Source organism: Bacillus sp. REN10, assembly GCF_016820555.1.
Lineage (GTDB): Bacteria > Bacillota > Bacilli > Bacillales > Domibacillaceae > Bacillus_CE.
The window spans coordinates 65,261-90,172 of record NZ_JADHDW010000011.1 but is presented as its reverse complement, the minus strand read 5'-3'; the positions used below and the strand labels follow the sequence as shown (position 1 = coordinate 90,172).

Sequence of the window (24,912 nt, the reverse complement as noted above, 5' to 3'; positions counted from 1 at the left end):
CTCATATCTACTGTCTTGAGGAGGAAGTTTTATAGATGAAATTATTTGCCGACACAGCCTGTGATTTACCGCTGTCCTTTTTTAATAACGAGCACATTACATTAATCCCGTTGCATGTACATTTAAATGGTCATGATTACGAAGATATGAAAGGGATTGATCCGAAAAAAGTGTATGAAGCGATCAGAGATGGAGAAAGACCTAAAACATCTCAAGCTTCTCCACTTCTGCTAGAAAAATTATTTATCGAGCTAGCTAAAAGCGGTGAATCCGGTATTTACCCCGCCTTTTCTTCTGCTTTATCGGGGACCTACCAAACAGCGATCATGATTCGCGATCAAGTGAAAGAACAATATCCAGCGCTTGATTTAACTATTATTGATACGAAAGCGGCTTCCTTAGGTTATGGTTTAATCATATTGCGTGCTGCTGAACGTTTGCATGAAACTTCAAAAGAAGAACTTATCTCGGATATCCATTTTCATTGTCACCATATGGAACATATTTTTACTGTAGAGGATCTTGACTATTTAGCAAAAGGCGGTCGTTTATCAAGTGGCGCCGCTTGGATTGGAGGGCTGCTAAATATTAAACCGATTTTGCATATGGAAGATGGAAAACTAATCCCTATTGAAAAAATTCGCGGACGAAAAAAAGCTTTTCAGCGCATGTTGGATTTAATGGAACAACGAGGAGAACAGCTTTCTACCCAGCGGATCGCCATTAGTCATGGGGACGATATAGAAACAGCTGAACAGTTCAAACAAATGATCGAAGAACGCTTTAATCCTCAAGAGGTGGTCACCCACATCATCGGCTCAACGATCGCTTCTCATGCCGGTCCTGGAACAATCGCGTTATTTTTCTTAAACCAACAACCGAAAGAATAGGATTTGCTGGTTGTATTTCCTTCCATTATAATGAAAGATAAAGTGAAGCTTCAATTAGTGAGGTTTTCTTCATCCCCGCCTACACGTCTGCCTTTCTTCTGACTTGTTGAGGTGGGAGTCTTACAGCCCGTTAATGCGGGATAAATACTTAAAATTGTTGGAGGTTCCTATGGCGAAAGAAAATTCATTTGATATTGTCTCTAAAGTAGACTTTGCAGAAGTAACAAATGCCATTCAAATGGCAATGAAAGAAATTCAAACTCGCTATGATTTCAAAGGCAGCAAAAGTGATATCAAACTAGATAAAGAAGAGCTCATATTAGTCTCAGATGACGATTATAAGCTAGAGCAGTTGAAGGATGTTTTAATTGGCAAATTAATTAAACGATCTGTTCCAATTAAAAACTTAGACTATGGAAAAGTGGAAGGCGCATCAGGCGGTACCGTTCGCCAACGAGCTAAAATGGTGCAGGGAATTGATAAAGATACAGCCAAAAAGATTAATGCACTTATTAAACAAAGCGGATTAAAAGTCAAATCGCAAATTCAAGATGATCAAATGCGTGTCACCGGAAAAAACAAAGATGATCTCCAGCAAGTAATCGCAGCTGTTCGAGGCGCTGATTTGCCAATAGATGTTCAGTTCGTCAACTTCCGCTAATTTTTCAAATCAAAGATTCTATCCAAAAATCAACACTTGAACATAGTCATAAAAAAGCTTCGAAATCAGCACTGATTTCGAAGCTTTTTTACTTATCTTGATGCTTTTCCACGTTTCCAAACAAAATAAATAAACACCATAAAAATAATATATACAGCAGCTAATGCCGCAATAAAGGAAACATTGATTCCGGACTTTTCAGCTACAACAAATATGTCTGACTGTTCTCGATCCAAAATAATCGTAAACTCATCGTTTTCTGCTCGAGATAAGTTATCATTTAAAAGACCGCGCAGCTCTTTATCATTGGAAAATTCCTTTGCTGAAATCCTGACTTTTTGTGTTTCATCTGTGTTATTGATCGCCACAACTAATGTTTCATCTTGATACTCTCTTTTAAAAACAACCATGCCATTTTTCTCATACAACGGTTCATATGATCCCCGTGTTAAAGCAGGCAATTGCTGACGCAGATCACCAATTTTCTTCATATAATCGATCAGATCTTTATCGATTCTAAAGTTCATGAGACCATGATTGTCTACCCCTTCTCCTCCATCAAGAGCAATTTCTGATCCATAATACACAATTGGCGTGCCTGGAATTGTATAAAGGTATGTTAAAGCCAGTTTCCAACGAGTACCTGGAAACATATTTTCCTGAACAATATCGCGAGTAAACCTTGTCGTCTTATTCGTGTCTAAATAATGAGCAGCTAATTCCGGTGTCTTCCATGTCGTTTCTACTTCTTTTAACAGATTCGGAGCTTCACTAGAATTTTGATTCACATTTTTGAATTGTTCACGTAACGGAGACATTATAGGCCTATTCATCATTCCATCTAAGCCCGCTTTTTGATATGTTGCTAGCTCACTAACAGTCATATCCTTGTTATTGCTTTCACCAAGCAAGTAAATATCTTTATTTACCCCTTTAGAAAAATCTTTCCAGAAGGCAACTGGCGCTTCTGTCGCATCACTTAAATAATATCCATCAATTTTTGCCTGCTCGCTCCAATAATTCGCTACTTTAATCAGTTCTTTTGTTACATCCTTATTTTCTAAATTGAGCGCAGCCATTTCTCCGAGCCATTTTTCTGGCGCCATCTCGCGTTTATTCGTGAACCAATCTGCCTTTTTCGCATCTTTTGTCCACGAGTGAGTCGCGCTTACACGAGTCAATGGAAGATCAATCAGCACCTTTAAGTCACGCTCATGTGCTTCATTGACTAACTTTTTCAGCTCTTTCATCGTTCCAAATTGCTTATTTGTTTGATAAAAATCGGTTGTCCAATAACCATGATAGCCGCCTTTTTCATTTTGAAAGATAGGACTTAAAATAATCGTTGTAAATCCCATGTCGGTTATATGATTTATTCTTCCAGTTATTCCGGTGAAATCACCACCCTGGTAGGCCGAAGGATCATTATTATTCACTTCTTGGTTGTTTTGATTATCACCATTATTAAAGCGATCCACCATTAAATAATACATGGTTTCGTCTTGCCATTTTCGTTCTTCTTTTTCTGCCGCACTAACAGGAAAGGCGTATAAAAGAAGAAACGGCAACAGTATAAGCGAGCATAGTCTTCTTTTCACTTCCGCTTCCCCCCATATGTAAATGATCGTACCGCCTTTAAGATTACGCGTTTGTGGACATTACGTCAAATCACAACCAAGAAAATTCAACAAAAATACAAATATCAAAGAAAGATGTCATAAAGTCAGAGAAAGGCTAGTGAAGGTTGAAGAAACACTCACGCTCCCATTAATCTACAAAAAAGCCTAGCTGTTTTGCTGAATAGCAAAGCAGCTAGGCTTTCAAACATACTAGGCTAAGAAGTTCAGTCCCATCGGCAATTTAAAGCCTAAGTAAAGAGTAATAATTAGCAGCAAAATTGCTCCAATTAATAACTTACTTGTTTCTTTGCCTTTTTTCTTGCGCACTAATACCATTTCCATTAAACCGATCGTCAAGATACCTGCAAGCATCTTCATGCCATACAGCATATCATTAATCGAATGATGTCTGATGAACAGCAATAAGCCTGTTCCTAACACAAGGATATAAAACAATCTTAATCCCATATGCGCACCTGTTGAAGTTTTTCCAAGTGCGATAAAAAACAAGATGATAGCAATCACCCATGTCGTAATATGTAAATGGGTACTGTTAAAGAATAAAGCTTCCACGTTTGCTCCCCCTCCTTTCTCACCTTCTTCATAGTAACACGTTCCGGATTTAGAAGAAAAGTAAAGGCTCCTTATTTAGCGAACATTATTCTGTAAAGTACCAACCTTTTCAATTGTAATTTCCACTGTATCGCCAGCTTTCAATAATTTAGGTGGATTCATACCAAAACCGACACCAGCTGGAGTTCCTGTCGCGATCACATCTCCCGGCTCTAGTGTCATTCCCTTAGAAAGTGTGGAAATGATTTCATCAATCGGGAAAATAAAATATTGGGTATTTGATTGCTGACGGATTTCTCCGTTGACCTTCGTCTCAATATTTAATTGATGCGGATCTTCAACCTCATCAGCAGATACAATCCAAGGTCCCATCGGGCAAGTGCCATCTAAGCTTTTGCCAAGGAAAAATTGCTTATGTCGCTTTTGAATATCGCGAGCCGTCACATCATTAATGATCGTGTAGCCAAATATGTAATCCAGTGCATCTTCTTTATTAATTTCTTTTCCACGCTTACCGATAATCACACCTAATTCTCCTTCATAATCAAGTGCTTCGGTTAAATTAGAATAGGCAGGAATCGTATCTTGGCACCCAATGACCGCTGTTGGCGCTTTTGTAAACACCATTAAATCAGTTGGAATACTCTCTTCTCCACCCATTTCAATCGCATGATCCCGATAGTTTTTACCGATACACATTACATTTTTCGACGGACGTGGAATCGGTGCCAACCACTCGATATCACTCGCTGCTACCACTGCATCAACGCCTGCCTCTGCCATGTATTTCTCTGCCACGCTCGGTAAATTTTCCACCTTATCAATCGCTTCAATGAGCGTATCAGGCAATTGCTCACCCGATAAGGCAACTAAATCCAAAACCAGCTGTTCTTTTTCATCATACACCCCATACGTTTCTTTTCCATTTACGCGAAAACTAATAAATTTCATGATTAATCCCCCTTGTTCTTTATTTAGTTAAAATAGGTAACTTTACGCCATAAGTGTTCCACCGGACCTCTTTTAAACTTCGATAACCACAGTTCCGAAAGTACCACTTGTAAGGCAAAAATAGCGAGTACGAGCCAAACACCTGTTGTTAATGTAATTTGTCCATAAAAAGCAAGTCCATAAGGATAGAAAATCAACGTGCTGATGACGGATTGCAATAAGTAATTCGTTAACGACATCCGACCGACCGCAGCGAAAGGCCTACCTATTAGCTTACAATACTTCCACTTGCCAAAGATAATGATCAATGCCGCATAACTAATTGCTAACAGCGGTCCTCCAATGGAGTCTTGAATGAACACATAAGCAAGATTCGGCTCAGCAACATACGGCAATGATTTTAATACTGCTCCTGTGACAAAAAAAGAAAGAAACGTCATAATAGCCCATCTCGATTCATCACTCCATCGAGCAAACACTTTCAATTTCTGCGCACCAGCACCAATTAATAAATGCGGAAAAATAGAAATCAATTGAAAAAATACAGAGTCCGGTCCATTCACCGCCAACCAGTCCTGCAAGCGCTGGACACTAACCTCCATAAAACTGCCGCTTCCATATGCAGCCATTGACTCATTCACACCCATAATGTCGGTCCATAGCACAACACCTGTTGGATCTGTTTTTGCCATTAATAACATTAATACTCCTAAAAAAACATTAGGAATAAACAATAACAAACTACCAATGAAGACTAGTACTTTTCCTGATAAATGCAAAAACAGTAATAGCAAAAAGCCCAACATGGCATAATTCATTAAAATATCGCCTGACCAAATGAAAAACGCATGAATGACTCCAATGAACAACAGAAAAGAAAAACGACGCACTCCTATTAAAGTATACGACATTCCTCGATTCATTGCACTCTCCCGCTGCATCGCTACTCCAAATCCAAACATCATAGCAAACAGCGGATAAAAACTTGCTTGAACAAAAATATCAATCCAGCGATAATTTTGAAAGTCTTGGGCTGCATCCCACCATTCAAACGGATTGTAGTACAGATAGGGGGAATGAAAAGCAATCATATTGACTAAAAAAATTCCCAGCAATGCTAAACCACGTAAACTATCTAACAATTGAATACGGGCTCTTTCTTCTACAGCTGTCATACAAACACACTTCTTCCCTTCCACTTTCACAATTTTTATTCATTTACATATCATATCATTAAACATAAAGAAAGAGGATGTGAAATATCTTGCCGGCACTCGTTGGAACAGCAACTGTGATCAATGTCTCTTCAGGTGGTGTCTTTAATGTCGGCGATGTCTTCCAAATCCATCCCGTCACCCAAGCAAAAACCTTTTCTGGAGCCGGTTCATTTAATACCGGTCCTGGTTTAACCGTATCTTCTAATTTATCTAGCACAAACACGCTAGATATCGATGGAATCGACCAAGGTATTATCGGCTCTCTTTAGGAGGTAGCTCATGAATATCCATATTTCTCAAACCATTAATATTCGTTTCATTAACATCACTAGTATTACCAATTCATCGATGCTCCAAATTGGTACAACTGGTCAAGTGGAACAATCGTCTTACTTATTAAACACAGGTGGATTCACTCAACAAGCACCTGCAGCAACAGACGAAACTGTCACTGTAGAAGCGAGTCCAACTCCACCGTTTCTCATTCCACTTCCACAGTAATATTCTTTTTTGAACGGAGGGGATTTTATGATCCAATTGCAAGACATCCAAAACCTTTGGCAGTATATTCAGCAACAGCAAAGGCAAATCGATGCTTTAACGAAAAAAGTACAAAAACTTCAACAAGAGATGGTTGAAGTAAAAAAGCGCCCTCCTGTTTCAGTTGATAAAATTGAATATTCCTTTGACCAATTAAAAGTTGAAACACTAGCTGGCACTTTAAACATTGGTTTAAGTCCTAGCGAATTATCAGGCATTAAAGATTATGCGGTAAATGTAAAGGGGCAAAGTGTGCCATCTGGTCAGCAATTACTCCCGCAACTATTACATTCTTCCAATCGCTTTATTGATGAAAACTTAGATCAATTGATTGAAACATATGAAGGGCAATTACAACGATCAATCAACCCTGAAATAAAAGAGCATATGAAACAGGATCTTACAAAGCAGTTACCTGAAAGAATAGGTTTTTATTTAAATCAATGCAAAGAAGAACCTCCTGAGATCGTGGAAGAAAAAGTGCTAGAGAAAATAAAAGAAGATATCCAACAAGCTCTACTATCGTTTATTAGTAAAATCCCAGAAATGGAGTGAGTATATTGTATTTACAAGTTATGAATCGAGAATTAGAGGTGGGGCAAATCTCCATTATTGCCGTCTCCAGTTCTTCCTACTTTCAAATTGGCGATACCGATACGATCACATTGTACTCATCTTTTGATACACCTCCTGAATCATTAATCATCAGTCCTTTTGTACCACTTTAATAGTAGGTCACTACATCATCATGCGTCTATCTATTGTCGACCATTTACTAGTAAACACTGTTTTTTTTAGCTCGATATTAGAAATTGGAGATACTAATCAATCACAAGCCTATTCGACAGTCTATGCAGTTCAAGAACCAAGCAAAGACTTTCTCAACACCACTCAACAACCGAGTATCGTGTTGCCACCTCCTACAGTGATCTGTCAAAAAAAACAACAAAACACTTCTACGATCCATGCCTATCCGTTCATCCATATTGGCCATGTTCACCTTATTGGTGTATCTACTTCTGCCGTTGTGCTCATTGGTTCTGCTAACGAAGCAACTGGATATTGTAGAATTCAACATGTAAGAAAATTGAAAGTAAAAAAATAAATTAAAGTCAAAAGGTGGAGTTTTTATGCCTGCTGTCGTTGGACCTGTACAAATCTTCACCGTGTCTGGTGGGGTCGTTAACTACGGCGATACATTAGTTATTTCTCCAAAAAACCCGGGTAAAACAGTTGCGGGTGCTGGAGCGGAGAATACAGGAGCTTTCGTCGTCACTTACTCTTGTTTAAGCACGAATACTGTTTTTGATAGTACCGGTGCCGACCAACCAATCGTTGGCACTTTGTAAAAATTAAAAAGACCCCGCTTCATCCCCATCTATGAACTGCACCCTAATTGTTAGACACACCTAACAATTGGAGGTGCAGTTTTTTATGACCTCGTTAATCTAATTGAAGAGCATGAGCTCCATCAAAAAAGAACAAATACTTTCTGGCAATCTTTCGTTTCCAAATTTGTTCAACTGCTTTCGCATATAAATCAATTTGCAAGCGATAACGATCCTCCAGCACCGGACGAGCTTCAGCCAATCCCCCTGGGAAGCGACCTGTTATTTGATCGGTTTTATAATCGAGCAAATACAATTGACCGTTCACTTCCATTAAACAATCAATTACCCCTTGAACGAGTACAACCTCATTCTCTCCATCCCACTCAGCATGTAATTCACTAGCTTGTACTCCCATATTAAATGGTGTTTCACGATACACATGATCGGCCGTGAGTAGCATTTGCCCCACTTCGGTCTCAAAGAAGGACACAATACTTGTTGGATCGATGACTTCTGCCTGTTCATTCGTCAGTAACTCTCGTTGTACTAATTTTTCTAACAAAGAGGAAATATCTGTCGCAGTTGGCTGCTTATTTAACGGTACATGCTGCATCACAGTATGCACCGCCGTCCCAATTTCTGCTGGTGAAAGCGCCTTTTGCTGCATAAAGGCAGGGCGACTGAAAACAGGCCGCTGAAAGCTTTTCACCAGTTCATTTTCTGCCCTGTCGTTATAAATATCATTCATCCGTTTTAAATCAGACACCGACTGCTTTGAGCGCAATTTAGTCGCCATTGGATTCGGATATTGCCAGCTCATGCGTTTCATAATCTCCTCTTTATACCTAGAGGAAGAAGTGATCGGTTCACTGCTCTCTACTGTCGTTTGCCAATCTATTTGCTGCTGATGATCTTCTAACTCTTGTTTGAGCAAACTTTCTGGAGGAACGATTTCGACCTTCCATCTCGAAGTGTGACCGTAAATATCAGACAGATGTTCTAAATTGGGTCCCTCACTAATGGCCCAATCACGGTGCCTAACGAGGGATGGGCCGATCCAATCAAAATACGACACAGCTGTCGCTCGGTCCACATCACTTAATAACCAGTCTGTGCTACTCCACCCTTTTTCCCAGTTTGCTAACACTTTATCGACATTTTTCTGCGTGCCAAGCAAAAATAATTTCTCTTTTGCCCTTGTTAAAGCGACATAGAGGACTCGCATTTCTTCCGCTAACAATTCTAGCCGTTTTTTTCGTCTTAAAGCGAGCTGCGGCAAAGATGGATAGCTAATCCGTTTTTCTACATGCGTATATTTAGCCGCAATTCCATAGTCTTGATCAAATAAATACGATTGACGCACATCCATTAAGTTGAATTGGCGGCCAAGTCCGGCAACGAACACGACAGGAAATTCTAAACCCTTGCTTGCATGAATCGTCATTAGACGGACGACGTCTTCTTGTTCACTTAATGCTTTCGCTTCTCCTAAGTCATCGCCTCGCTCTTGAATTCGTTCAATCAAGCGTAAAAAGCGGAACAATCCTCGAAAAGATGTTTCTTCATATTGCTTTGCGCGGTCATATAGAGCGCGTAAATTCGCTTGCCTTTGTTTTCCTCCAGGCATGCCGCCGGCGAAATCATAAAAATGAGTATCTCGATATAATTGCCAAATGAGTGAAGATAGAGCACCGCTTCTACTAATCGTTCTCCAACCCAATAGTTTTTCCAGGAACTTACTGATTTTTTCATAAAGAGCTTCATGTTCTGGTGCTGGCTTTTTCCTAGCAAATGCTTGAACCGCTTCATAATAGGCACCCTTTTTAGAAGCTAAACGGATGATCGCTAAATCATTTTCCGAACAGTTCACAATCGGCGAACGGAGCACAGAAGCCAGCGGAATATCTTGATACGGATTATCAATTATTTTCAGCAATGACAGCATAATCACCACTTCTGTCGCTTGAAAATAACCTCCAGAAAGCTTCGCGTAAATCGGTACCCCAGCCCGACTGCCTTCTTCTATGATTTCTCCAGCCCAAGGCGTTGACCGTAGCAAAATGACGATGTCGCGATATCGAATCGGACGCTCTGTTTTTGTTTTCGGATCATATACTGGATATCTCGACTGAACTAATTCTCTAATCTTTTGTACGATCCATCTTGCTTCTAACTGAGATTGCTCCGCATCTTCAAGCCCGGCTTCATCCTCTTGCTCCGCTGTTCCTGTTTGCTCGATGATCGTCACTTCTACAGGAACAGTAGGCTCTTCTGGATAATCCGCTCCCTTCACAAGTTCAGCTTGGGCATCATATTCAATTTCTCCGACTTTCACGCCCATGATTTGCTTAAATAAATAATTCGTTCCATCTAGCACTTCTCGACGACTGCGAAAGTTCTTAGCTAAATCAATCCGCAAACCGCTGCTTTCCCCTGTTGTGGAAAACCGTCTATATTTACTTAAAAATAAATTCGGCTCCGCTAAGCGAAAACGGTAAATACTTTGTTTAACGTCCCCCACCATAAATAAATTGCCTTCTTCTTCCGTACCCGATGTAACGAGACGAATAATCGACTCCTGCACAAAGTTCACATCTTGATACTCGTCCAACAGTACTTCTTTGAATTTCTTTTGATAAAACAGGGCGGCTTCAGAAGGAACGAATTCTTCCTCTTCGTTGCGATCAGTTAAAATACCTAATGCAAAATGCTCTAAGTCACCAAAATCAACAAGCCCCTTTTCCCGTTTCATTGCTTGAAATTTCTCAGCAAATCGCTGCACAAGCTGAGCAAGGGCAGCAATTACATCCCTCATTTCTCTCATATCTCGCAAATAACTTTCGGGCTTTCGAGAAAAATAATCTTCCTGTAAAGAAGTAATGATTTTCTTTAACTCATTTCTAATCTCTTTAGACTTCTCAACAAGCTCAGGATCATATTCTTCTCCTTTGCAAGTCTTCAATGTTGAAAATTTCACCACTTGCATTTCTGCATACAAGTTGTGCCAAGATGAAATGGCATTACGGAGCCGATGGATGGTTTGCTGATCATCCATAAAATTCACCATTCTTGGAGACGGCCCTCCCGGCATATTTGCTATTGTTAACAATTCATTTACTAGCGCTTCCGCCCCTTCAAGCTGCAACTCGATATCAAATTTCAATTCCTTCATAAAAGGTAGGTCATCAATGTTTGTCGTCTCTTCATTCACATCATAAAGCTGTGGTAAACGGCTTAACCATTCTTCTGGATGAGGATGAGACTTAGCAAAATCATAGAGCCGATTGACAATCATTTGTAATTGCGCATCACTTCTATCACTAGAAAACGTATCTACTAATTGATAGAATTCATCATTTTCTTCTTTTCCGTATTCTTCTTCAAATAACTCATCTAACGCTTCATCCCTTAATAACGCTCCTTCCGCTTCATCCGCAATTCGGAAAGAAGGATCGATATCCATTAAATAATAATATTTCCGAATCACTTCTAGACAGAAGGAATGCAAGGTCGAGATCGACGCTTTATTTAATAAGCTTAACTGTTTTCGCAAATGCTTAGAGGTTGGATCAGATTCCATCGCTTTTTCTAGAGCTGCTCCAATCCGGTGTCTCATTTCAGCCGCAGCGGCATTCGTAAACGTCACCACGAGCAGCTGATCAATATCGACAGGTTCTTCTTCATTTAACACTTTACGAATGATTCGTTCCACAAGCACGGCTGTTTTTCCTGAACCAGCAGCGGCAGCTACTAAAATATCTGTTCCTGTTGCTGTGATCGCCTTCCATTGATCATCTGTCCAAGTTGCACCTGCTGGCTTTTTTGGAATCACTTGCTTAGTCACGTTCATCCCTCTTTTCACTCATCTTTTGAAAAATTTCCTCTTTCTTGTACGGCACAATCGTACGATAATGATTTTCTTCCATCATCTCATCGAACTGACAAACCGGCCGATACGAACAAAAGTCGCAAGGTGTCCGCTTTTTATATTGATACGGGGCAATGTCCACCTTACCGGCAACAATGTCGTCCCCTGACTGTTGATAAATGTTGCGAACATGCTGGCGCATATCATCAAACTGCTGTCTATGAGCCACTTTCGAACTTTTTGCTAGCTTACCGTTAGATTTATTAATCCCAGCAGAAATAATTTTTGAATTTCCTCCTTCAAGGCTTGTATCCATAAGGCGGACTACCTCTTCTTCTGCTAATACAAGACCTTTCATTTTAAAGCTTTTAAAGATCTCTTCTTCAATTTGTTCAATCGTCATCACTTTTTTACTGTTAACCATTGGATTATGAACATGGAAGTATAGTACTCCTGCTGGATGAGCCTTCTCGCCAACAAGTTGCTGCGAGTAAGTGAGCACAATATCCAAATACGTTAGCATTTGCAGAGCAAAACCGTAATACACTTCTGTCATATCTAAATCTCTACCGCTCGACTTATAATCAATAATCCGTAAATACACTTCCTCGTTATTCCTTGCTTGGTCGACCCGGTCAATTCTTCCGGCCAAAGCCATCTTTGTTCCGTTCTTTAATGTGAAGGAAAGCGGCGGCAGCTCAGCTTGCGGTCCAAATCCAAGTTCAATTCCAACCGGTGCAAAGCCGCTCACTTTTGCTTGCCCACTTAAAATATATGAAGCTCTGCCGATAATTTGTTCGAGCTTACGACTGATATAGAGATGGCGATTCGAGCTTAATAAAATTTGATTTTGCAACTGAGGACCTAAGTGAACTACCGCTTCTTTGGCTAATTGTAAACATTGCTCTTTCGTCAACTTCCCCCAGTACAATCCGCGTTTTTCAATTTCCTCCGCAATCCATTTAAGCGCCCCATGAAATAAATCGCCAATATCCGGCGCCTGCAATCGGTACATTTCCCGCTCTCGCAACTTCAGGCCGTGATTGACAAAATGAGAAAACGGACAACTATTAAATAATTCCATCCGTGAAACACTAGCAAGTATTTCTTCACCGTACAAACTTTTACTTACCTGCTCATCTAATACTTCTGTTTTATTTTTATAAAACAGACTAGACAGCACTGTGCTCACTTTCTCTTTTTGTTCTGGGGTATCCAGATAAAAATTGTAGACATCCCACCAATAATCGTACATCGGATAACCTAATCTTTTCAGTTGAAGCTGAGTCGTAAGATAGGATAGTGTTGGGTTTGGATGACATACATAATGTAAACCTTCTTCCTCTGACAGGTCAGACGGTTCATTAACAAGCACTCTCTCTTCTGCGCTCGGAAACATTTCCTTCAGTCTCTTAATAAACAGAGAGGGCTGCAGTGCCTTTCCTTCTTCATCTGCGATTGGATAAGAAATATATAGCCGACTTGATGGAGTGGTAAAGGCTTTATAAGCGATAAATTCTTCATCAAGGAGTCTCGTCTTACTGCTTTGAGCAAGTTTTATTCCTCTTGAAAGCAGCAGCTCGCGGTCATCGTCAGCTAATACCCCTTCTTCTTTCACCGTTCCGGGCAATACGCCATCATTCACACCAACGATGAAAGCTACATCGATATTAGCAAGCCTAGAAAGTTCAAGATTAGCTACCATCACTTGATCGGCAGCAGCGGGAACATTAGAAAACTTAAGTGTTTCTAATCCAGCATCGATCGTCGCTGCAAATTTCTTAACTGTCATCGTTTCTTCGCCTAATACTTCCACATACTGGTCTAATAATTCGATCACAGCGCTCCATGCTTGACTATGCTCTCTCGCAGTAATTAAATCCCCTCGGTCTTGTGCGTCCATACTCAATGTTTCAAGTTTTCTTGGAATCTCCAATTCCTCCAAATACAGATATATCGCTTCACAAAATGCTCTGCTCGTCTTTGCTTGTTTCAATCGACGAGCTAATCGCGAAATCGGTTTAGAAATAAGCCGCTTTAATTCATTAATCTCTCTTTCTATCCGCTGTTCTTCGTCTGTTTGCACACGGTTGATCCCCTCAAGCCCGCGATAGCGCCGATAGCTCCACTGTTCTTCTTTCGTCCATCGATCTCCTCTGATGCCATAAGCTAATACATAATTTTCCAAACGGTCCATTTGTTCGCGCAGCTTATTCCAATTCCCTTTGAGTGGGAACAGCAAATCCGTTTTCACCGCTCGAAAGACAGGTTCATACCGCCAATTACTAGCAACAATTTCTAATGTCGCCCGAATTAACTCAATGACCGGATGATGAATCATTGGATTTTTTTTATCGATATAAAATGGAAGGTTATAATCATGAAAAACAGTTTCAATCAGTTGCTGATATTCATGACCATTACGGACAAGAATCGCCATTTGCTTATAACGATATCCTTCCTCTCTTGACAGCTTTCGTATTTCCCGAGCTATCCCCTCAATTTCAGCTCGCCGATTCGCCGCTTCTAAAAAGGAAAGCGACGTTGCATTTTGATAAGGCACAACAGGGCGATGCTCAAAATATTGCTCTAAATGAATAAGGCTTCTTTCTTGGTAACGTCTTGACGCTTCCAAAATCTGATCTTCTTCTATTGACACACCGCTATGTTTCGCTAGCTCATAAAGAGTTACATACGTTTCACCTGTTTGCCGAAATAAATGTGTATCCTCAGGAAGCCTTGTTCGAAATGCTTGATCGACGGTTAAAGCAATGGTCACTCGTTTCGCATGCTTCATGAGCTGTCCAATAACTTCATATTCTTGCGGTGTAAAACTATGAAAACCATCAATATATATATTTGCCGTCTGTAAATACTCCGACGAAGCAACTGCTTCTGCTAATAAACGTAAATAATCTTCAGAATCGAGATATTTCCCCATTAACGATTTCTCAAATTCACTGTAGATCATCTGTAAATCATGAAGTTTATCTGCTAACGCTTTTGAGCCTTTTTGCTGTTGTACTGCTTCCCTTGTTTCACTCAATGTTTCCGGTGTAACGCAATAGCGCTTAAACTCCGTAAGCATAGCTTCAACATGACTAACAAAACCACTCTTATCTGCAGCTTTTGAAAAAATTGTTAATTCTTCTTTTTGATCTTCAATAATTTTTCGAATCAGTATGTTTAAACCAGCTGCTGAAATATGCTTGCGACTCATTCCGCCTGTCTCTTGCAATACACGCCAAGCGAGACGAGTAAAACTGTACACTTGAGCACGCATCACTCCACCAAGCGCCGGATCAGCAGCTAAATCATATTCTGATAAAAATGTCATTTGCTCCGGAACAAGATAAATCACTGGATCGCCTATCGGTCGCTCTTTCACTTGACTCTTTATTTCCTCTAATATACGAGCTGTCTTTCCGGTTCCAGACCGACCGAGGATGAACTGAATCCCCATACTTTCTCCTCCCATCTATCTGCTACTTTCTATTATAACGGAAAAACCCATTCATTTTTTTAGAATGCTCTATGCAAACATTCCATTCAATAACAATAAAAAAAAGAGCTGATGCCCATATCAGCCTCTTTCTCGTGTCCCTTGTTTATTTAGATGGGCTTCTATTTTCTTCCCACCTAACCATAAAATTAAAATGACCATTGCAACGATCGCTGTTCGTATCGGCTGCTGAATTAAAGCAGCCACATCATATCCGATAAAGCTAATGGTCAAAATCATGACAAACTTCCCTGTCATCACAGCCAGTAAATATTGTGTCACACTTATATTAGAAAGCCCAGCCACAATATTGACGACTGCAGAAGGGGTAAATGGAAAACAAAGCAACAAAAATACCGGACCAAACCCATGACGATCCAACCAATTCATGAGTTTCTTAACTTGTGCATGCCTTTGCAGAAAGGAAAGCATGCGCCGCTGACCATAATTTCTGACGAGCAAAAAGATAAGAAACGCACCAGTGACCGCTCCTCCCCAAGACAAAATAAAACCAAACCATAAACCAAAAGCATTGACATTAGCCAAAACAAACACAAACAGCGGCAAAAATGGAAGAAAGGCTTCTAGCATAGGCAAGATAAATCCAGGGATTGGACCAAATGACTGGTAGCGGTCAATTAAATCCATGATATTTTCAAGTGTAAACCATTCCCGTATATTATTTACATCCATGACGGCTTTTCCCCTTACTTAAACAAACCTCTACATTCGTTTCTTCCATTTTACCATATATGTAGAAAATCTAATAAAACATTACTTATAAAAATAGCTCATTGATCAGGTAAATACGACCTTTTATTCTGTCTCTTAAACAGAAGTAGCCATTTCTCTTTGAATTTTTCTATTTAACTCATACAATTGCTCCTTGATTACGACTTGCAATTTTGAAGCTTTTGCATATTGTTTTTGTAATGAGCGTTCACTAACAGGAAAAGAAAAGCGTTGTCCATTTCGAAACAAAACAGACGTACATTTACTAGAAACCGGTAAAATTCTTTCTACCTTAGATAAAGAAATCCAAGCATTTCCTCGACCGATATGTGAAGCGAGCGGAAATAAGTATATTCCATCAATATGATCAATAATAACGGGGACTTTTTTTTCTGTGGATAATAACAGCTTACTTGCATCTCTTCTACCATTATAAGTAACTCCATAGGCAATACAGCTTTTTTTAATTAGGTCTAGAGGATTCATCGTCACTTCGAGCGTTTGTTTTTCTTCGACAATCATCGTGTGCTCCCTTCCATTGCACTCTATTGCTTTAATAAACATGACTTCAGGACGCAGAACATACTCATCATAGACGACATTCACATTTCACACTTCCTTTCGACTTATTACACCTATTTTAACATATAATGGGATTATTTTCTCCAGAAAGAAAGGATTAATTTTTCTAAAAATTTTAAAATTTCTGTTGATTACACTTTTTAGATCATATATAATAAGAAAAAGGTATCCGAGGTGATGAAAAAATGGAAAACAACAACTATTTCACTGAAATGATGAGGTCCCCGATGCCACGTGAAAAAGAAAGAAATGCTACTGATGTATATATCGACAAATTGTTAAATGGCATTCTTTTTAAACAAGAAAAACAACGAATGATGGTTGCAATTGATCAAGCCCTCGATAAAGGAGATCGCGAAGCATTTATGAAGCTATCCTACAAGCTTAATGAGTTAGAGAGAAACTTCAATTCCCAATGATTTTCTTCTCGTCGAGTTCCTCTTCCATCAACATTCTCCTATAACGCATAAGTACAGAAATTAACTAAAAATAAGTGCCGATTCTCTCTTGATTAAGAGAAAGTCTGGCACTTATTAGTATGTTAGTTATCATAACTTCTCCTCATTTTTATTACTTTTCTTTTGTTTCTTCCAATGGATACGTCTCAATCGTATAAATCCGCTCTGCCATGGAAGGATGACTATATCGGAAAATCTTCACAAGCAGAGGAGGCTTTACTTCCGACAGCCCTTCTTTCGCAAGCTTTTGAAAAGCGGTAATGGCTGCTGCTTTATTTCCCGTCATTTCAATCGCATACGCGTCAGACTGCTTCTCTTCCCACCTAGACAGGATATTTGAAAATGGACTAACTACAAATGAAAGCATCGAAACCATCATTAAAATTAACGGCAAGGTTCTCAGTTGCGCAATATTCGTTATACTCAATTCTTCTCCTTTCCGGTTAATAAACGACTCCATAATTTTAGCAATCAGCCAGAAGCCAATAAAAGCAAGAACTAAATAACTAGCAATACCAATATAAATATGTTTCTTTACATAATGCGCCATTTCATGAGCCATTACGAACAAAATTTCCTCTTCATCGAGCTTATTTAATGTCGTATCCCATAAAACAATACGAGCATTGCTGCCGATCCCTGTTACATAAGCATTTAAAGCATTCGTCTTTTCGGACATATTCACTTCATACACGTGGTTTGCTGGAATATTAGCTTGATCCGCTAAAGACAAAATTTTTGCTTCTAACTGTTTATCTTTTAGCGGATAAAAATCATTATAAAGCGGATCAATAAAGACTGGCTGGACATACATTAAAAAAATAGTAAAAGGCACAAATAGTGTCCACGCAGCAAGCCACCATCTTTTTTTGAACCGTTTCATCAGCTCATACATCACGAAGATCAAAATCATCATCAAACCATAGCCAATCCAAAAGTCAATTAATTCATCTTTCATCCATTGAGAAAAAGTTTGCGTGGAAATGTTGTAGACTTTAGACAAATGAAAGCTAATATATTGCAGTGGAAAAGTCAAAACAAAAGTAAAAACAGATAAATAAAATAAATAAATCGATGTTTGCCAAAAAGTAATACGTACTGTTTCCTGTGCCCATTTCTCCAAACGGTGAGATAAACCAAACAACACAACTAAAAAATAAATGAGCCATTCAAGCGGCGTACTAAGAAAGAATAGGAAATTTTTGATTTTGGAAAATTCCCCACTTAAAGAGCGCTCCTTTTCACTTAAAAAAGTAGCAGGATCAGCACTTGTCCCTTTATAAATATCAGGAAGTTCCCCTGTCGGCATCACAAATAAATAGTAATACATACATGCTGAAAACAATAAATAGCCTACAATGACGATCGCGGCCCATTTGATCTTCATCTTAATTCCCCCTTCTCTCCTTATATTATATGTAGTCCAAGAAAAGAAAATTTAGACCTAAAAAGAAAAAGCCTCTTTCGTTAGCTGAAGAGGCCCTATCGAAAAAATTTAGTTTTGCTGTACTTGTTTTTTAAGCGCTCGTCTTAAAATTTTGCCTGTTGTATTTTTCGGAAGTTCGTTTAAAAATTCTACTTTTCTAGGGAGTTTATATTTCGCAAGATGATGATGACAGTAATCAATGACAGCAGCTTCATTTAAGCGCGAGTCTTTTGAAACAACAAAAGCAAGCACACTTTCTCCATAATCGGGATCTGGAACACCTACGACCGCTGCTTCAACAATACTTGGATGACTGTAAAGTACTTCCTCTACTTCACGAGGGTACACATTATACCCTCCTACAATAATGAGCTCTTTCATGCGGTCAACAATGTAGAAATAACCTTCTTCATCCATTCGGGCTAGGTCACCAGTATGCAGCCAGCCATCTTTCAAAGCAGCCGCGGTTTCTTCAGGCTCTTTATAATACCCCTTCATGACATTCGGCCCACGAACAACTAATTCACCTACTTCCCCTGGCGGCAACTCTTCTCCTAATTCATTAACGACTTTATTTTCTACATTTATAATGGAGCAGCCAATCGAACCCGCTTTTCTTGGTCGGTCTAACGGATTAAAGCAAGTAACAGGGCTAGCTTCAGATAGCCCATATCCTTCTGATACAATGACATGAAATTTCTTCTCAAAGTTTTCAAGCAGGGCAACCGGCATCGATGAACCACCGGAAATACATAAACGGATATTAGCAAAACTTTTTGCATCTCCATCAGGATATTGATATAAAAAGTTATACATCGTCGGCACGCCGGCAAATACGGTCGCTTTATGCTGTTTTGCTAAAGCAAACACTTCTTTCGGACTAAATTGTGGAAAAATTAAAATGGTCGCACCACTAATTAATGGAGCATTTAAAGCGACACTTAAGCAAAACACGTGAAACATTGGAAGCACAGTCATAAAGCAATCCTCTTGTGATACTTGTAAATAACCACTTATATCTCTCGCATTAGAATACAAATTATTGTGAGTAAGCATCGCTCCCTTTGGTTTACCGGTTGTGCCTGACGTATATAAAATAACCGCGACATCATCATCGACTAGCTCTGGACCTTGGTAGTCGCGCTTGCCTAAAGATAGTAAATCCGAAAACGCTTTCATTCTATTCGATGTGAAATCTATTTCTTGCATGCGTTCAGCCTTTGTTTCACAAACAATGTATTGCTCAACTAGAGGTGAATATTGATTCATTTTTTCGGCAAGCGGAAGCAATAGATCAGGCAAAACGACCGCTTTTACATCTCCATTATTCACAATATAACTAATCTCATCCGGTGCATACAACGGATTGATTGGAATAACAGTTACTCCTGCTCTTAACGCACCGTATAAGGAAATGATAAAGTGAGGAGAGTTTCCTAGTAAAAGTGCAATATGGTCCCCCTTTTGAATCCCAAGCTCATTAAGCCCCGAAGCAAACTGATTGACAGCTATATTCAACTCTTCATATGTAGCCGTCTGATCTAAAAAGTGATACGCAATTTTCCCCTTGAATGCCTTTGCTGACTTCGACAATGCAACTGAAAGATTCATCCCCATACTCCCCTTTTTAAATGAATGAATAATCATTCAATTTCGAATTTTCAACTTTTATTATATAGGAAAACAAGCAAGCCGGCAACTATAAACAGCCAAGAATAGGAAAAGGTTACCTTATATGAAAAGCAAGATAGTATAATGTAAGCTTTGATAAACCTCCCCCCACCTACACCTGAGCTTCTTTCTTCGATGTTAAGGTGGGGGTTTTACAGCCCGTTAATGCGGGATAAATAGCACTGTAATCCTCTACTTATAACTCTATTTCTAAATCTTGCTTTGCCAACAGAACTGTACCATAGAATTCAGCTTCCGCTTCTTCTTTGAGCTTCGTCAGTTCGCCAAAATGAGGCAAATGCGTTAAAACTAAAGTTCCCACACGTGCAAAATGAGCAAGCTGGCCTGCTTCTGTACTTGTCATATGGCCAGCTACTTGTCCGTTCATGCCGCTATAAAAGTTGCTTTCACAAAGAAGAAGGTCACATTCTTTTGCAAATGGAATAAACTGTTGTTGAAAGGCAGAGTCTGCTGTGTACACAACCGTATGACGACCAGTTGAAATTTTCATGGCGAAGCATGGAACAGGATGAACAGTACGTAAAAATTCAACCATAAACGGGCCAACGCTTAACTTTTGACTCGGCTGATACACTCTTCCTTCCGTTAAATCTTTATATGTAAGTGAAGCGAATGAAGAATCTTGATCATGACCGTAAATCGGTAAAGTATTTACTTCTTTTCCTAAATGCTTTCGGATTAACAAAGCATGCTGCAGAACACCAATATCCGCTATATGATCGGCATGATAATGAGAAAGTAAAACAGCATCTAGCTCTTCCGGTGCTAGATGACGCTGGAGCTTCGATAATACCCCACTCCCGCAATCAACAAGCAATTTATATCCTTCTTCTTCAAATAAATAGCCGGAAGTTGCTTCATTGACTGACGGATAGCCACCCCAGCAACCAATAATAGTAACTTTCATGTTCTACACACCTCTCCATTCAATTCCATTTCTCTCTCATTGTATTCCTCAGCTCTCTTTACTTCAACTAATCGAGTTTTTCTCTCCATTAATTATTTTTTCTGAAAATTTTAAAAAAGATATTGACGATGTCATTCTGTTATAATACAATAAACACATCAAATAGATCAGTTATATAACAAAAATGAGGAGGAACACAAATATGGTTAAAAATATTGTTGATTTTTTCAAAAATATCCCTGCAAAACAATGCGCAAAATGCGGTTCTTATATTGAAGAACAACATGAGTGCTACGGCAACCATTGTGATGACTGCATCGATATCCAAGATCTTTAATCTTTCAAATCGTGATCCAATTCCATAAATATAAAAAAGAAGCAAGAACCCACCTTCGCCTTGAGTGGGTTCTTGCTTCTTTCATTACATGTCAGAATGTTGTTGATGCTCCTCTGTTTCCGCTGGAGTTTGCGTTGAGTCAGTTGACTGTCCTTGCCCGATGGTGATTGGCTTTTTAGGCATTGTATGCAATCCTCTGGCAGTTACATGAACTTGTACATGATAGATGCCATCTTGCGGAAATGTTTTTTTGGCGATGTAATTTTCTTCTTTGTCTTTTTTAGCTTCAATCATTTCGCTGTCTTCTTTTTTGCCTTCCTGCCACACTTCATACACTACCTCATCGGCATCACTGACAATCTCTTCTCCTTGTGTCACCTTTGTTATCAGTGCCACTTCTTCATTTACTGCCGCTTTCTCAGGCACAGTCAGCTCTGCTACAATCGGTTGCGGTGTTGCATTTTCGTTTGGCTGCTTTTGCTGTCCGCACGCTCCTAATAGAAAGAGGGAACAAATAACAGCTATCATCCCATACTTCTTCATTCTTTTTTCTCCTTTAATCATCGTCTTCTTCAAGTAAAGGAAATTCAATTGTGACCGTTGTGCCCTGGCCATACTTACTAGTGATCGTTAATCGTCCTTGATGGCCTTTCACAATGTTCTCAACAATTGACAATCCTAAGCCTGTTCCGCCATCTGCCCTTGTCCGTGCCTTATTCACACGGTAAAATCGTTCCGTAATCTTTTGTAAATCCTCTGGAGGAATACCAATACCAGAGTCCTTACATTCGACTACAGCTTTTCCAGCCCTTTCAAACAAATGAATGGTAATCAAGCCGTCTGCTTCTGTATACCTTAGCGCATTGTCCACCAAATTGACAATGACTTGTTCGAGACGATCTTCATCTCCTTCAATAATAATATCATGATCCAGTTCTTCTTGCAGATGAACCTTTTTCTGCCTAGCTGCAGGCATCAGCTTTTGAAGTGTTTGATGAATCGTTTCAGCTAATGGTAACGGAACTTTTTCTATAGCAGCAGAATCTCCTTCCAACTTGATCAGCTCGAGCAGATCATTGACAAGCCGCTCCATTCTTTTCGCTTCTCTTGTAATAATATCGACATACTGCTGCTCTTCCGCCTCTCCTTTCACGATTCCAGATGAAAGCGCTTCGCTATAGCCTTTTATGTAACTAAGCGGCGTGCGCAATTCATGGGAAACAGTCGCTAAAAACTCTCTTTTCTTTTCATCTTCCTTATCGATCGACTCGGCCATATGATTGAATGTTTCAGCTAGCTGACCAATTTCATCCTTTGTCTGCACATTGACCCTTGTCGAAAAATCGCCTTCTGACAATTGAACAGCTGCCTGTTTCATTTCTTCAAGCGGTCTTGTTAAATACCTTGCCCATTTTGTTCCAATCACTAACAAAACGATAAAAAACACAGCGGCACCAACGCTCCAATAAATAGTCAAATCAGCTGTTAACTCTTCCATATTTTCAAGCGGCAAGTATAAATAAATAATTCCTTGCAATCGCTGCTCTTCCAATAAAGGCACAACGACCGAAATAATTTTACGATCAAACCGCGCCATATAACCCACTTTTTGCACTGGCTCATTTTTCAGTAGTTGTTCTCGCTCAGCTGGGCCAATTAATGTATCATAATCAACTTCAAAGGGCACACAAGCAGCTAACTCTCTCGGATTTCGAACAGCAAACACTTCAAACTTCACTTTTTCATTATACCAATCTATTTGCTCGATAAATTCATCCGTCATTTCTCCGCCATCATAGTCAAGTGCTAAGCTCTTTCCCACTTGTAGCATTTCCTTCTCCACACTGTCAACGTACAGTTTTTGATACAGCGTATAAGACAGTGCATAGGCAAAACCGATAGACAAAAGCAAGGTCATTAATAAAGTGAGCCATAGTTTTTTTGCTAAGCTCATGCAGTCGGATCCTCAAACTTATAACCAATTCCCCATACAGTGGCTACCGCTGCTCCAGCTTCCTTGCCAAGCTTCATGCGGAGCGTTTTAATATGGGTGTCTACTGTTCTCGTACCACCGCTGTAATCATCGCCCCAAATTGTCGTTAACAATTGTTCACGCGAAAAGACACGGCCCGCATTTTTAATTAATAATAGCAATAATTCAAACTCCTTTAACGTCAATGGAACTGATTTTTTCTTTACTTTGACCGCATGAGAGGTTAAGTCTACAGCAATCCCTGCTTTCTCAATAATAGTTGAAGGTTCATCTTCTTTATGAAAACGGCGCAATACTGCCCGTATTCTCGCTGTTAATTCGCCAGGTGAGAACGGTTTAACAATGTAATCGTCACCGCCAATTTGCAGTCCTTTCACCTTGTCCCATTCTTCCCCTTTCGCTGTTAAGAATATCACGGGAATATCACTTGTTTTACGGATGTCTGCACAAATATCAAAGCCGTTTTTCCCAGGCAGCATAATATCTAGTAACACAAGATCTGCTTTTCCTTTTGCTAATTGTTTCATTGCTTGTTGACCATCCTCCGCATGGCTAACCGTAAAGCCGGCATTCTCCAAATACATGGAGATAAGATGGCGCATATCTTCTTCATCATCAACAATTAATATATGGGTCATCGCTTCTACTCCTTTACAAAAATCATAAATGGGCCTTGCCCTGTTTTTACTTTATTAATAATCTTTAAACTTCCTTTTTCAAGAAAATATAGTTCATCACTGTCATACCCTGCTACTGCGATATAGTCAGCAAATGGCTCAACGGTAAACGGATTCGCTCCTACCTCCACCTTAGCGACTGTTTCTTTCTTTTCATTTAACATATAAACCATATTGGAACCATGGCTGACAACATAGTGATACTTTCCATCAGACGCAAAGTTAACAGGCATGACAGGCGTATAGATTTGCTCTATCTCCTTTGCAGTATCAAGCGAATAAACATGCACTTTAGATTGGGCTTCTTTGCCGTGACCATGTCCGCCAATCCATAATTCCTTTTCGATTGGTTCAATCATTAGTCCTGTTGAGGACGAAGGAATAGAAAATTCTCTTACTACTTTTTTCTTTTGAAGATCTACTTCCGAAAGAATCGTATCTTGATAATTAATGACATAAAGCATTCCCTGATGTTCAGCGAGCGACATCGGGTACTTTCCTGTTTTCACCTGTTCGACTTCTTCACCGTCTTTATTATAGAAATGAAGCGACCGATCTTCTTTATTAGCAAACACCACTTCTTTACTCTTCTCTAAGTACAGAGCACCTGTTGTTCCTTCATCGACTTTCCATTCATCTATTATTTTCCCTTGAGATAATGAGAAAATGGTCGCATGGTCTAATTGCGTACCATAGAGCAACAAATGATCACTATCTGGATACAAAACTCCCCCTGTGTACATTTCATCAAAAACCCAATCGGCTATTCGCTCCCCCTTTTGATCAATGAACGTTAAAGAGGACTCCCTTAAATTTAATGTCAATAAATAGCTTTCCTCTTTAATGACCGGATAAGAAGGATGACTGCAGCCAGCTAATATCCACATCAAGACTGCAACAAACAAACATGTGCGAAATTTCAAGATATCCCTCCTCCAGCTTTCTTTTTACCTTCT

The 24,912-nt window shown here is 39.5% G+C and carries 25 protein-coding genes; 10 read left to right on the top strand and 15 right to left on the bottom strand.

Annotated features, from left to right (window positions below; all coding sequences use genetic code 11):
- Positions 1-35: 35 nt before the first annotated feature.
- Entirely contained in the window at positions 36-890 is an 855-nt protein-coding gene (locus IRB43_RS14355) for a DegV family protein (protein WP_203364177.1), read from the top strand.
- 169 nt (positions 891-1,059) lie between these two features.
- Positions 1,060-1,551: a YajQ family cyclic di-GMP-binding protein gene (locus tag IRB43_RS14350; protein ID WP_203364176.1), complete on the top strand. Its 492-nt coding sequence runs from the start codon at positions 1,060-1,062 to the stop codon at positions 1,549-1,551.
- A gap of 92 nt (positions 1,552-1,643) precedes the next feature.
- Here IRB43_RS14350 and IRB43_RS14345 read toward each other — a convergent pair whose 3' ends face one another.
- The 4 genes from IRB43_RS14345 to IRB43_RS14330 form a co-directional block, all read right to left on the bottom strand.
- The gene (locus IRB43_RS14345; protein WP_203364175.1) at positions 1,644-3,149 is read right to left on the bottom strand and encodes an alpha-amylase family glycosyl hydrolase; all 1,506 of its coding nucleotides are present in this window, start codon (positions 3,147-3,149) and stop codon (positions 1,644-1,646) included.
- A gap of 231 nt (positions 3,150-3,380) precedes the next feature.
- Positions 3,381-3,743: a DUF1516 family protein gene (locus IRB43_RS14340; RefSeq protein ID WP_203364174.1), complete on the bottom strand. Its 363-nt coding sequence runs from the start codon at positions 3,741-3,743 to the stop codon at positions 3,381-3,383.
- Positions 3,744-3,818: 75 nt separating this feature from the next.
- The gene (locus IRB43_RS14335) at positions 3,819-4,694 is read right to left on the bottom strand and encodes a fumarylacetoacetate hydrolase family protein (protein ID WP_203364173.1); all 876 of its coding nucleotides are present in this window, start codon (positions 4,692-4,694) and stop codon (positions 3,819-3,821) included.
- 23 nt (positions 4,695-4,717) lie between these two features.
- On the bottom strand, positions 4,718-5,869 hold the full coding sequence (locus tag IRB43_RS14330) for a DUF418 domain-containing protein (RefSeq protein ID WP_203364172.1): 1,152 nt from the start codon (positions 5,867-5,869) through the stop codon (positions 4,718-4,720).
- 89 nt (positions 5,870-5,958) lie between these two features.
- Here IRB43_RS14330 and IRB43_RS14325 point away from each other — a divergent pair, with 89 nt between their 5' ends.
- From IRB43_RS14325 to IRB43_RS14300, 6 genes are read left to right on the top strand one after another with little or no spacing between them, the layout of a single operon-like run.
- Positions 5,959-6,180: a spore germination protein gene (locus IRB43_RS14325; RefSeq protein ID WP_203364171.1), complete on the top strand. Its 222-nt coding sequence runs from the start codon at positions 5,959-5,961 to the stop codon at positions 6,178-6,180.
- A gap of 10 nt (positions 6,181-6,190) precedes the next feature.
- Entirely contained in the window at positions 6,191-6,412 is a 222-nt protein-coding gene (locus IRB43_RS14320) for a spore germination protein GerPB (RefSeq protein ID WP_203364170.1), read from the top strand.
- Between the two features lie 27 nt (positions 6,413-6,439).
- A complete protein-coding gene (gene gerPC, locus IRB43_RS14315) occupies positions 6,440-7,006 on the top strand; it encodes a spore germination protein GerPC (RefSeq protein WP_203364169.1) in 567 nt (188 codons plus the stop codon).
- 20 nt (positions 7,007-7,026) lie between these two features.
- Positions 7,027-7,179 carry a spore gernimation protein GerPD gene (locus tag IRB43_RS14310; RefSeq protein WP_481748158.1) on the top strand — a complete coding sequence of 51 codons (153 nt, stop codon included), beginning with the start codon at positions 7,027-7,029 and terminating at the stop codon, positions 7,177-7,179.
- A gap of 20 nt (positions 7,180-7,199) precedes the next feature.
- Complete coding sequence (locus tag IRB43_RS14305; protein WP_203364167.1) at positions 7,200-7,556, top strand: spore germination protein GerPE; 357 nt, start codon at positions 7,200-7,202, stop codon at positions 7,554-7,556.
- A 25-nt stretch (positions 7,557-7,581) separates the two neighbouring features.
- The gene (locus tag IRB43_RS14300; RefSeq protein WP_203364166.1) at positions 7,582-7,800 is read left to right on the top strand and encodes a spore germination protein; all 219 of its coding nucleotides are present in this window, start codon (positions 7,582-7,584) and stop codon (positions 7,798-7,800) included.
- 94 nt (positions 7,801-7,894) lie between these two features.
- On the opposite strand, the gene addA is transcribed toward IRB43_RS14300, so the two are convergent.
- The 4 genes from addA to IRB43_RS14280 form a co-directional block, all read right to left on the bottom strand.
- Positions 7,895-11,632, bottom strand: a complete 3,738-nt coding sequence (gene addA, locus IRB43_RS14295; RefSeq protein WP_203364165.1) for a helicase-exonuclease AddAB subunit AddA — start codon at positions 11,630-11,632, stop codon at positions 7,895-7,897.
- The gene (addB, locus tag IRB43_RS14290; RefSeq protein ID WP_203364164.1) at positions 11,619-15,113 is read right to left on the bottom strand and encodes a helicase-exonuclease AddAB subunit AddB; all 3,495 of its coding nucleotides are present in this window, start codon (positions 15,111-15,113) and stop codon (positions 11,619-11,621) included. The genes addA and addB overlap by 14 nt, the downstream gene beginning before the upstream one ends.
- 120 nt (positions 15,114-15,233) lie before the next feature.
- Positions 15,234-15,845: a TVP38/TMEM64 family protein gene (locus tag IRB43_RS14285; protein ID WP_203364163.1), complete on the bottom strand. Its 612-nt coding sequence runs from the start codon at positions 15,843-15,845 to the stop codon at positions 15,234-15,236.
- A 135-nt stretch (positions 15,846-15,980) separates the two neighbouring features.
- Positions 15,981-16,490 carry a competence protein ComK gene (locus tag IRB43_RS14280; protein WP_203364162.1) on the bottom strand — a complete coding sequence of 170 codons (510 nt, stop codon included), beginning with the start codon at positions 16,488-16,490 and terminating at the stop codon, positions 15,981-15,983.
- 161 nt (positions 16,491-16,651) lie between these two features.
- Here IRB43_RS14280 and IRB43_RS14275 point away from each other — a divergent pair, with 161 nt between their 5' ends.
- Entirely contained in the window at positions 16,652-16,885 is a 234-nt protein-coding gene (locus IRB43_RS14275) for an IDEAL domain-containing protein (protein WP_203364161.1), read from the top strand.
- 151 nt (positions 16,886-17,036) lie between these two features.
- Here the strand turns inward: IRB43_RS14275 and IRB43_RS14270 are convergent, their stop codons facing one another.
- From IRB43_RS14270 to IRB43_RS14260, 3 genes are all read right to left on the bottom strand, one after another.
- Positions 17,037-18,311, bottom strand: coding sequence for a M48 family metallopeptidase (locus IRB43_RS14270; RefSeq protein WP_203364160.1), 1,275 nt, complete (start codon positions 18,309-18,311; stop codon positions 17,037-17,039).
- A gap of 108 nt (positions 18,312-18,419) precedes the next feature.
- Complete coding sequence (locus IRB43_RS14265) at positions 18,420-19,961, bottom strand: fatty acid--CoA ligase family protein (RefSeq protein ID WP_203364159.1); 1,542 nt, start codon at positions 19,959-19,961, stop codon at positions 18,420-18,422.
- 256 nt (positions 19,962-20,217) lie between these two features.
- Positions 20,218-20,949, bottom strand: a complete 732-nt coding sequence (locus IRB43_RS14260) for an MBL fold metallo-hydrolase (protein WP_203364158.1) — start codon at positions 20,947-20,949, stop codon at positions 20,218-20,220.
- 202 nt (positions 20,950-21,151) lie between these two features.
- Here IRB43_RS14260 and yhfH point away from each other — a divergent pair, with 202 nt between their 5' ends.
- Positions 21,152-21,286, top strand: coding sequence for a protein YhfH (gene yhfH / locus IRB43_RS14255; RefSeq protein WP_203364157.1), 135 nt, complete (start codon positions 21,152-21,154; stop codon positions 21,284-21,286).
- Positions 21,287-21,370: 84 nt separating this feature from the next.
- Here the strand turns inward: yhfH and IRB43_RS14250 are convergent, their stop codons facing one another.
- The 4 genes from IRB43_RS14250 to IRB43_RS14235 are packed head-to-tail and all read right to left on the bottom strand — an operon-like array spanning position 21,371 to position 24,879.
- Complete coding sequence (locus IRB43_RS14250) at positions 21,371-21,829, bottom strand: FixH family protein (protein WP_203364156.1); 459 nt, start codon at positions 21,827-21,829, stop codon at positions 21,371-21,373.
- A 13-nt stretch (positions 21,830-21,842) separates the two neighbouring features.
- Positions 21,843-23,240, bottom strand: coding sequence for a sensor histidine kinase (locus tag IRB43_RS14245; RefSeq protein WP_203364155.1), 1,398 nt, complete (start codon positions 23,238-23,240; stop codon positions 21,843-21,845).
- Positions 23,237-23,917 carry a response regulator transcription factor gene (locus IRB43_RS14240; protein ID WP_203364154.1) on the bottom strand — a complete coding sequence of 227 codons (681 nt, stop codon included), beginning with the start codon at positions 23,915-23,917 and terminating at the stop codon, positions 23,237-23,239. The genes IRB43_RS14245 and IRB43_RS14240 overlap by 4 nt, the downstream gene beginning before the upstream one ends.
- A 5-nt stretch (positions 23,918-23,922) precedes the next feature.
- Positions 23,923-24,879 (bottom strand): YncE family protein, encoded by a 957-nt coding sequence (locus IRB43_RS14235; RefSeq protein WP_203364153.1) that lies wholly within the window; start codon positions 24,877-24,879, stop codon positions 23,923-23,925.
- Between the last annotated feature and the right edge of the window lie 33 nt (positions 24,880-24,912).

Excerpts from the sequence above, each read along its gene's own strand:
- IRB43_RS14355 (WP_203364177.1), top strand. The coding sequence starts at position 36 with ATGAAATTATTTGCCGACACAGCCTGTGATTTACCGCTGTCCTTTTTT.
- IRB43_RS14350 (WP_203364176.1), top strand. The coding sequence starts at position 1,060 with ATGGCGAAAGAAAATTCATTTGATATTGTCTCTAAAGTAGACTTTGCA.
- IRB43_RS14335 (WP_203364173.1), bottom strand. The coding sequence starts at position 4,694 with ATGAAATTTATTAGTTTTCGCGTAAATGGAAAAGAAACGTATGGGGTG.
- IRB43_RS14330 (WP_203364172.1), bottom strand. The coding sequence starts at position 5,869 with ATGACAGCTGTAGAAGAAAGAGCCCGTATTCAATTGTTAGATAGTTTA.
- IRB43_RS14320 (WP_203364170.1), top strand. The coding sequence starts at position 6,191 with ATGAATATCCATATTTCTCAAACCATTAATATTCGTTTCATTAACATC.
- gerPC (WP_203364169.1), top strand. The coding sequence starts at position 6,440 with ATGATCCAATTGCAAGACATCCAAAACCTTTGGCAGTATATTCAGCAA.
- IRB43_RS14310 (WP_481748158.1), top strand. The coding sequence starts at position 7,027 with ATGAATCGAGAATTAGAGGTGGGGCAAATCTCCATTATTGCCGTCTCC.
- IRB43_RS14305 (WP_203364167.1), top strand. The coding sequence starts at position 7,200 with ATGCGTCTATCTATTGTCGACCATTTACTAGTAAACACTGTTTTTTTT.
- IRB43_RS14300 (WP_203364166.1), top strand. The coding sequence starts at position 7,582 with ATGCCTGCTGTCGTTGGACCTGTACAAATCTTCACCGTGTCTGGTGGG.
- addA (WP_203364165.1), bottom strand. The coding sequence starts at position 11,632 with ATGAACGTGACTAAGCAAGTGATTCCAAAAAAGCCAGCAGGTGCAACT.
- addB (WP_203364164.1), bottom strand. The coding sequence starts at position 15,113 with ATGGGGATTCAGTTCATCCTCGGTCGGTCTGGAACCGGAAAGACAGCT.
- IRB43_RS14285 (WP_203364163.1), bottom strand. The coding sequence starts at position 15,845 with ATGGATGTAAATAATATACGGGAATGGTTTACACTTGAAAATATCATG.
- IRB43_RS14275 (WP_203364161.1), top strand. The coding sequence starts at position 16,652 with ATGGAAAACAACAACTATTTCACTGAAATGATGAGGTCCCCGATGCCA.
- IRB43_RS14270 (WP_203364160.1), bottom strand. The coding sequence starts at position 18,311 with ATGAAGATCAAATGGGCCGCGATCGTCATTGTAGGCTATTTATTGTTT.
- IRB43_RS14265 (WP_203364159.1), bottom strand. The coding sequence starts at position 19,961 with ATGAATCTTTCAGTTGCATTGTCGAAGTCAGCAAAGGCATTCAAGGGG.
- IRB43_RS14260 (WP_203364158.1), bottom strand. The coding sequence starts at position 20,949 with ATGAAAGTTACTATTATTGGTTGCTGGGGTGGCTATCCGTCAGTCAAT.
- yhfH (WP_203364157.1), top strand. The coding sequence starts at position 21,152 with ATGGTTAAAAATATTGTTGATTTTTTCAAAAATATCCCTGCAAAACAA.
- IRB43_RS14250 (WP_203364156.1), bottom strand. The coding sequence starts at position 21,829 with ATGAAGAAGTATGGGATGATAGCTGTTATTTGTTCCCTCTTTCTATTA.
- IRB43_RS14245 (WP_203364155.1), bottom strand. The coding sequence starts at position 23,240 with ATGAGCTTAGCAAAAAAACTATGGCTCACTTTATTAATGACCTTGCTT.
- IRB43_RS14240 (WP_203364154.1), bottom strand. The coding sequence starts at position 23,917 with ATGACCCATATATTAATTGTTGATGATGAAGAAGATATGCGCCATCTT.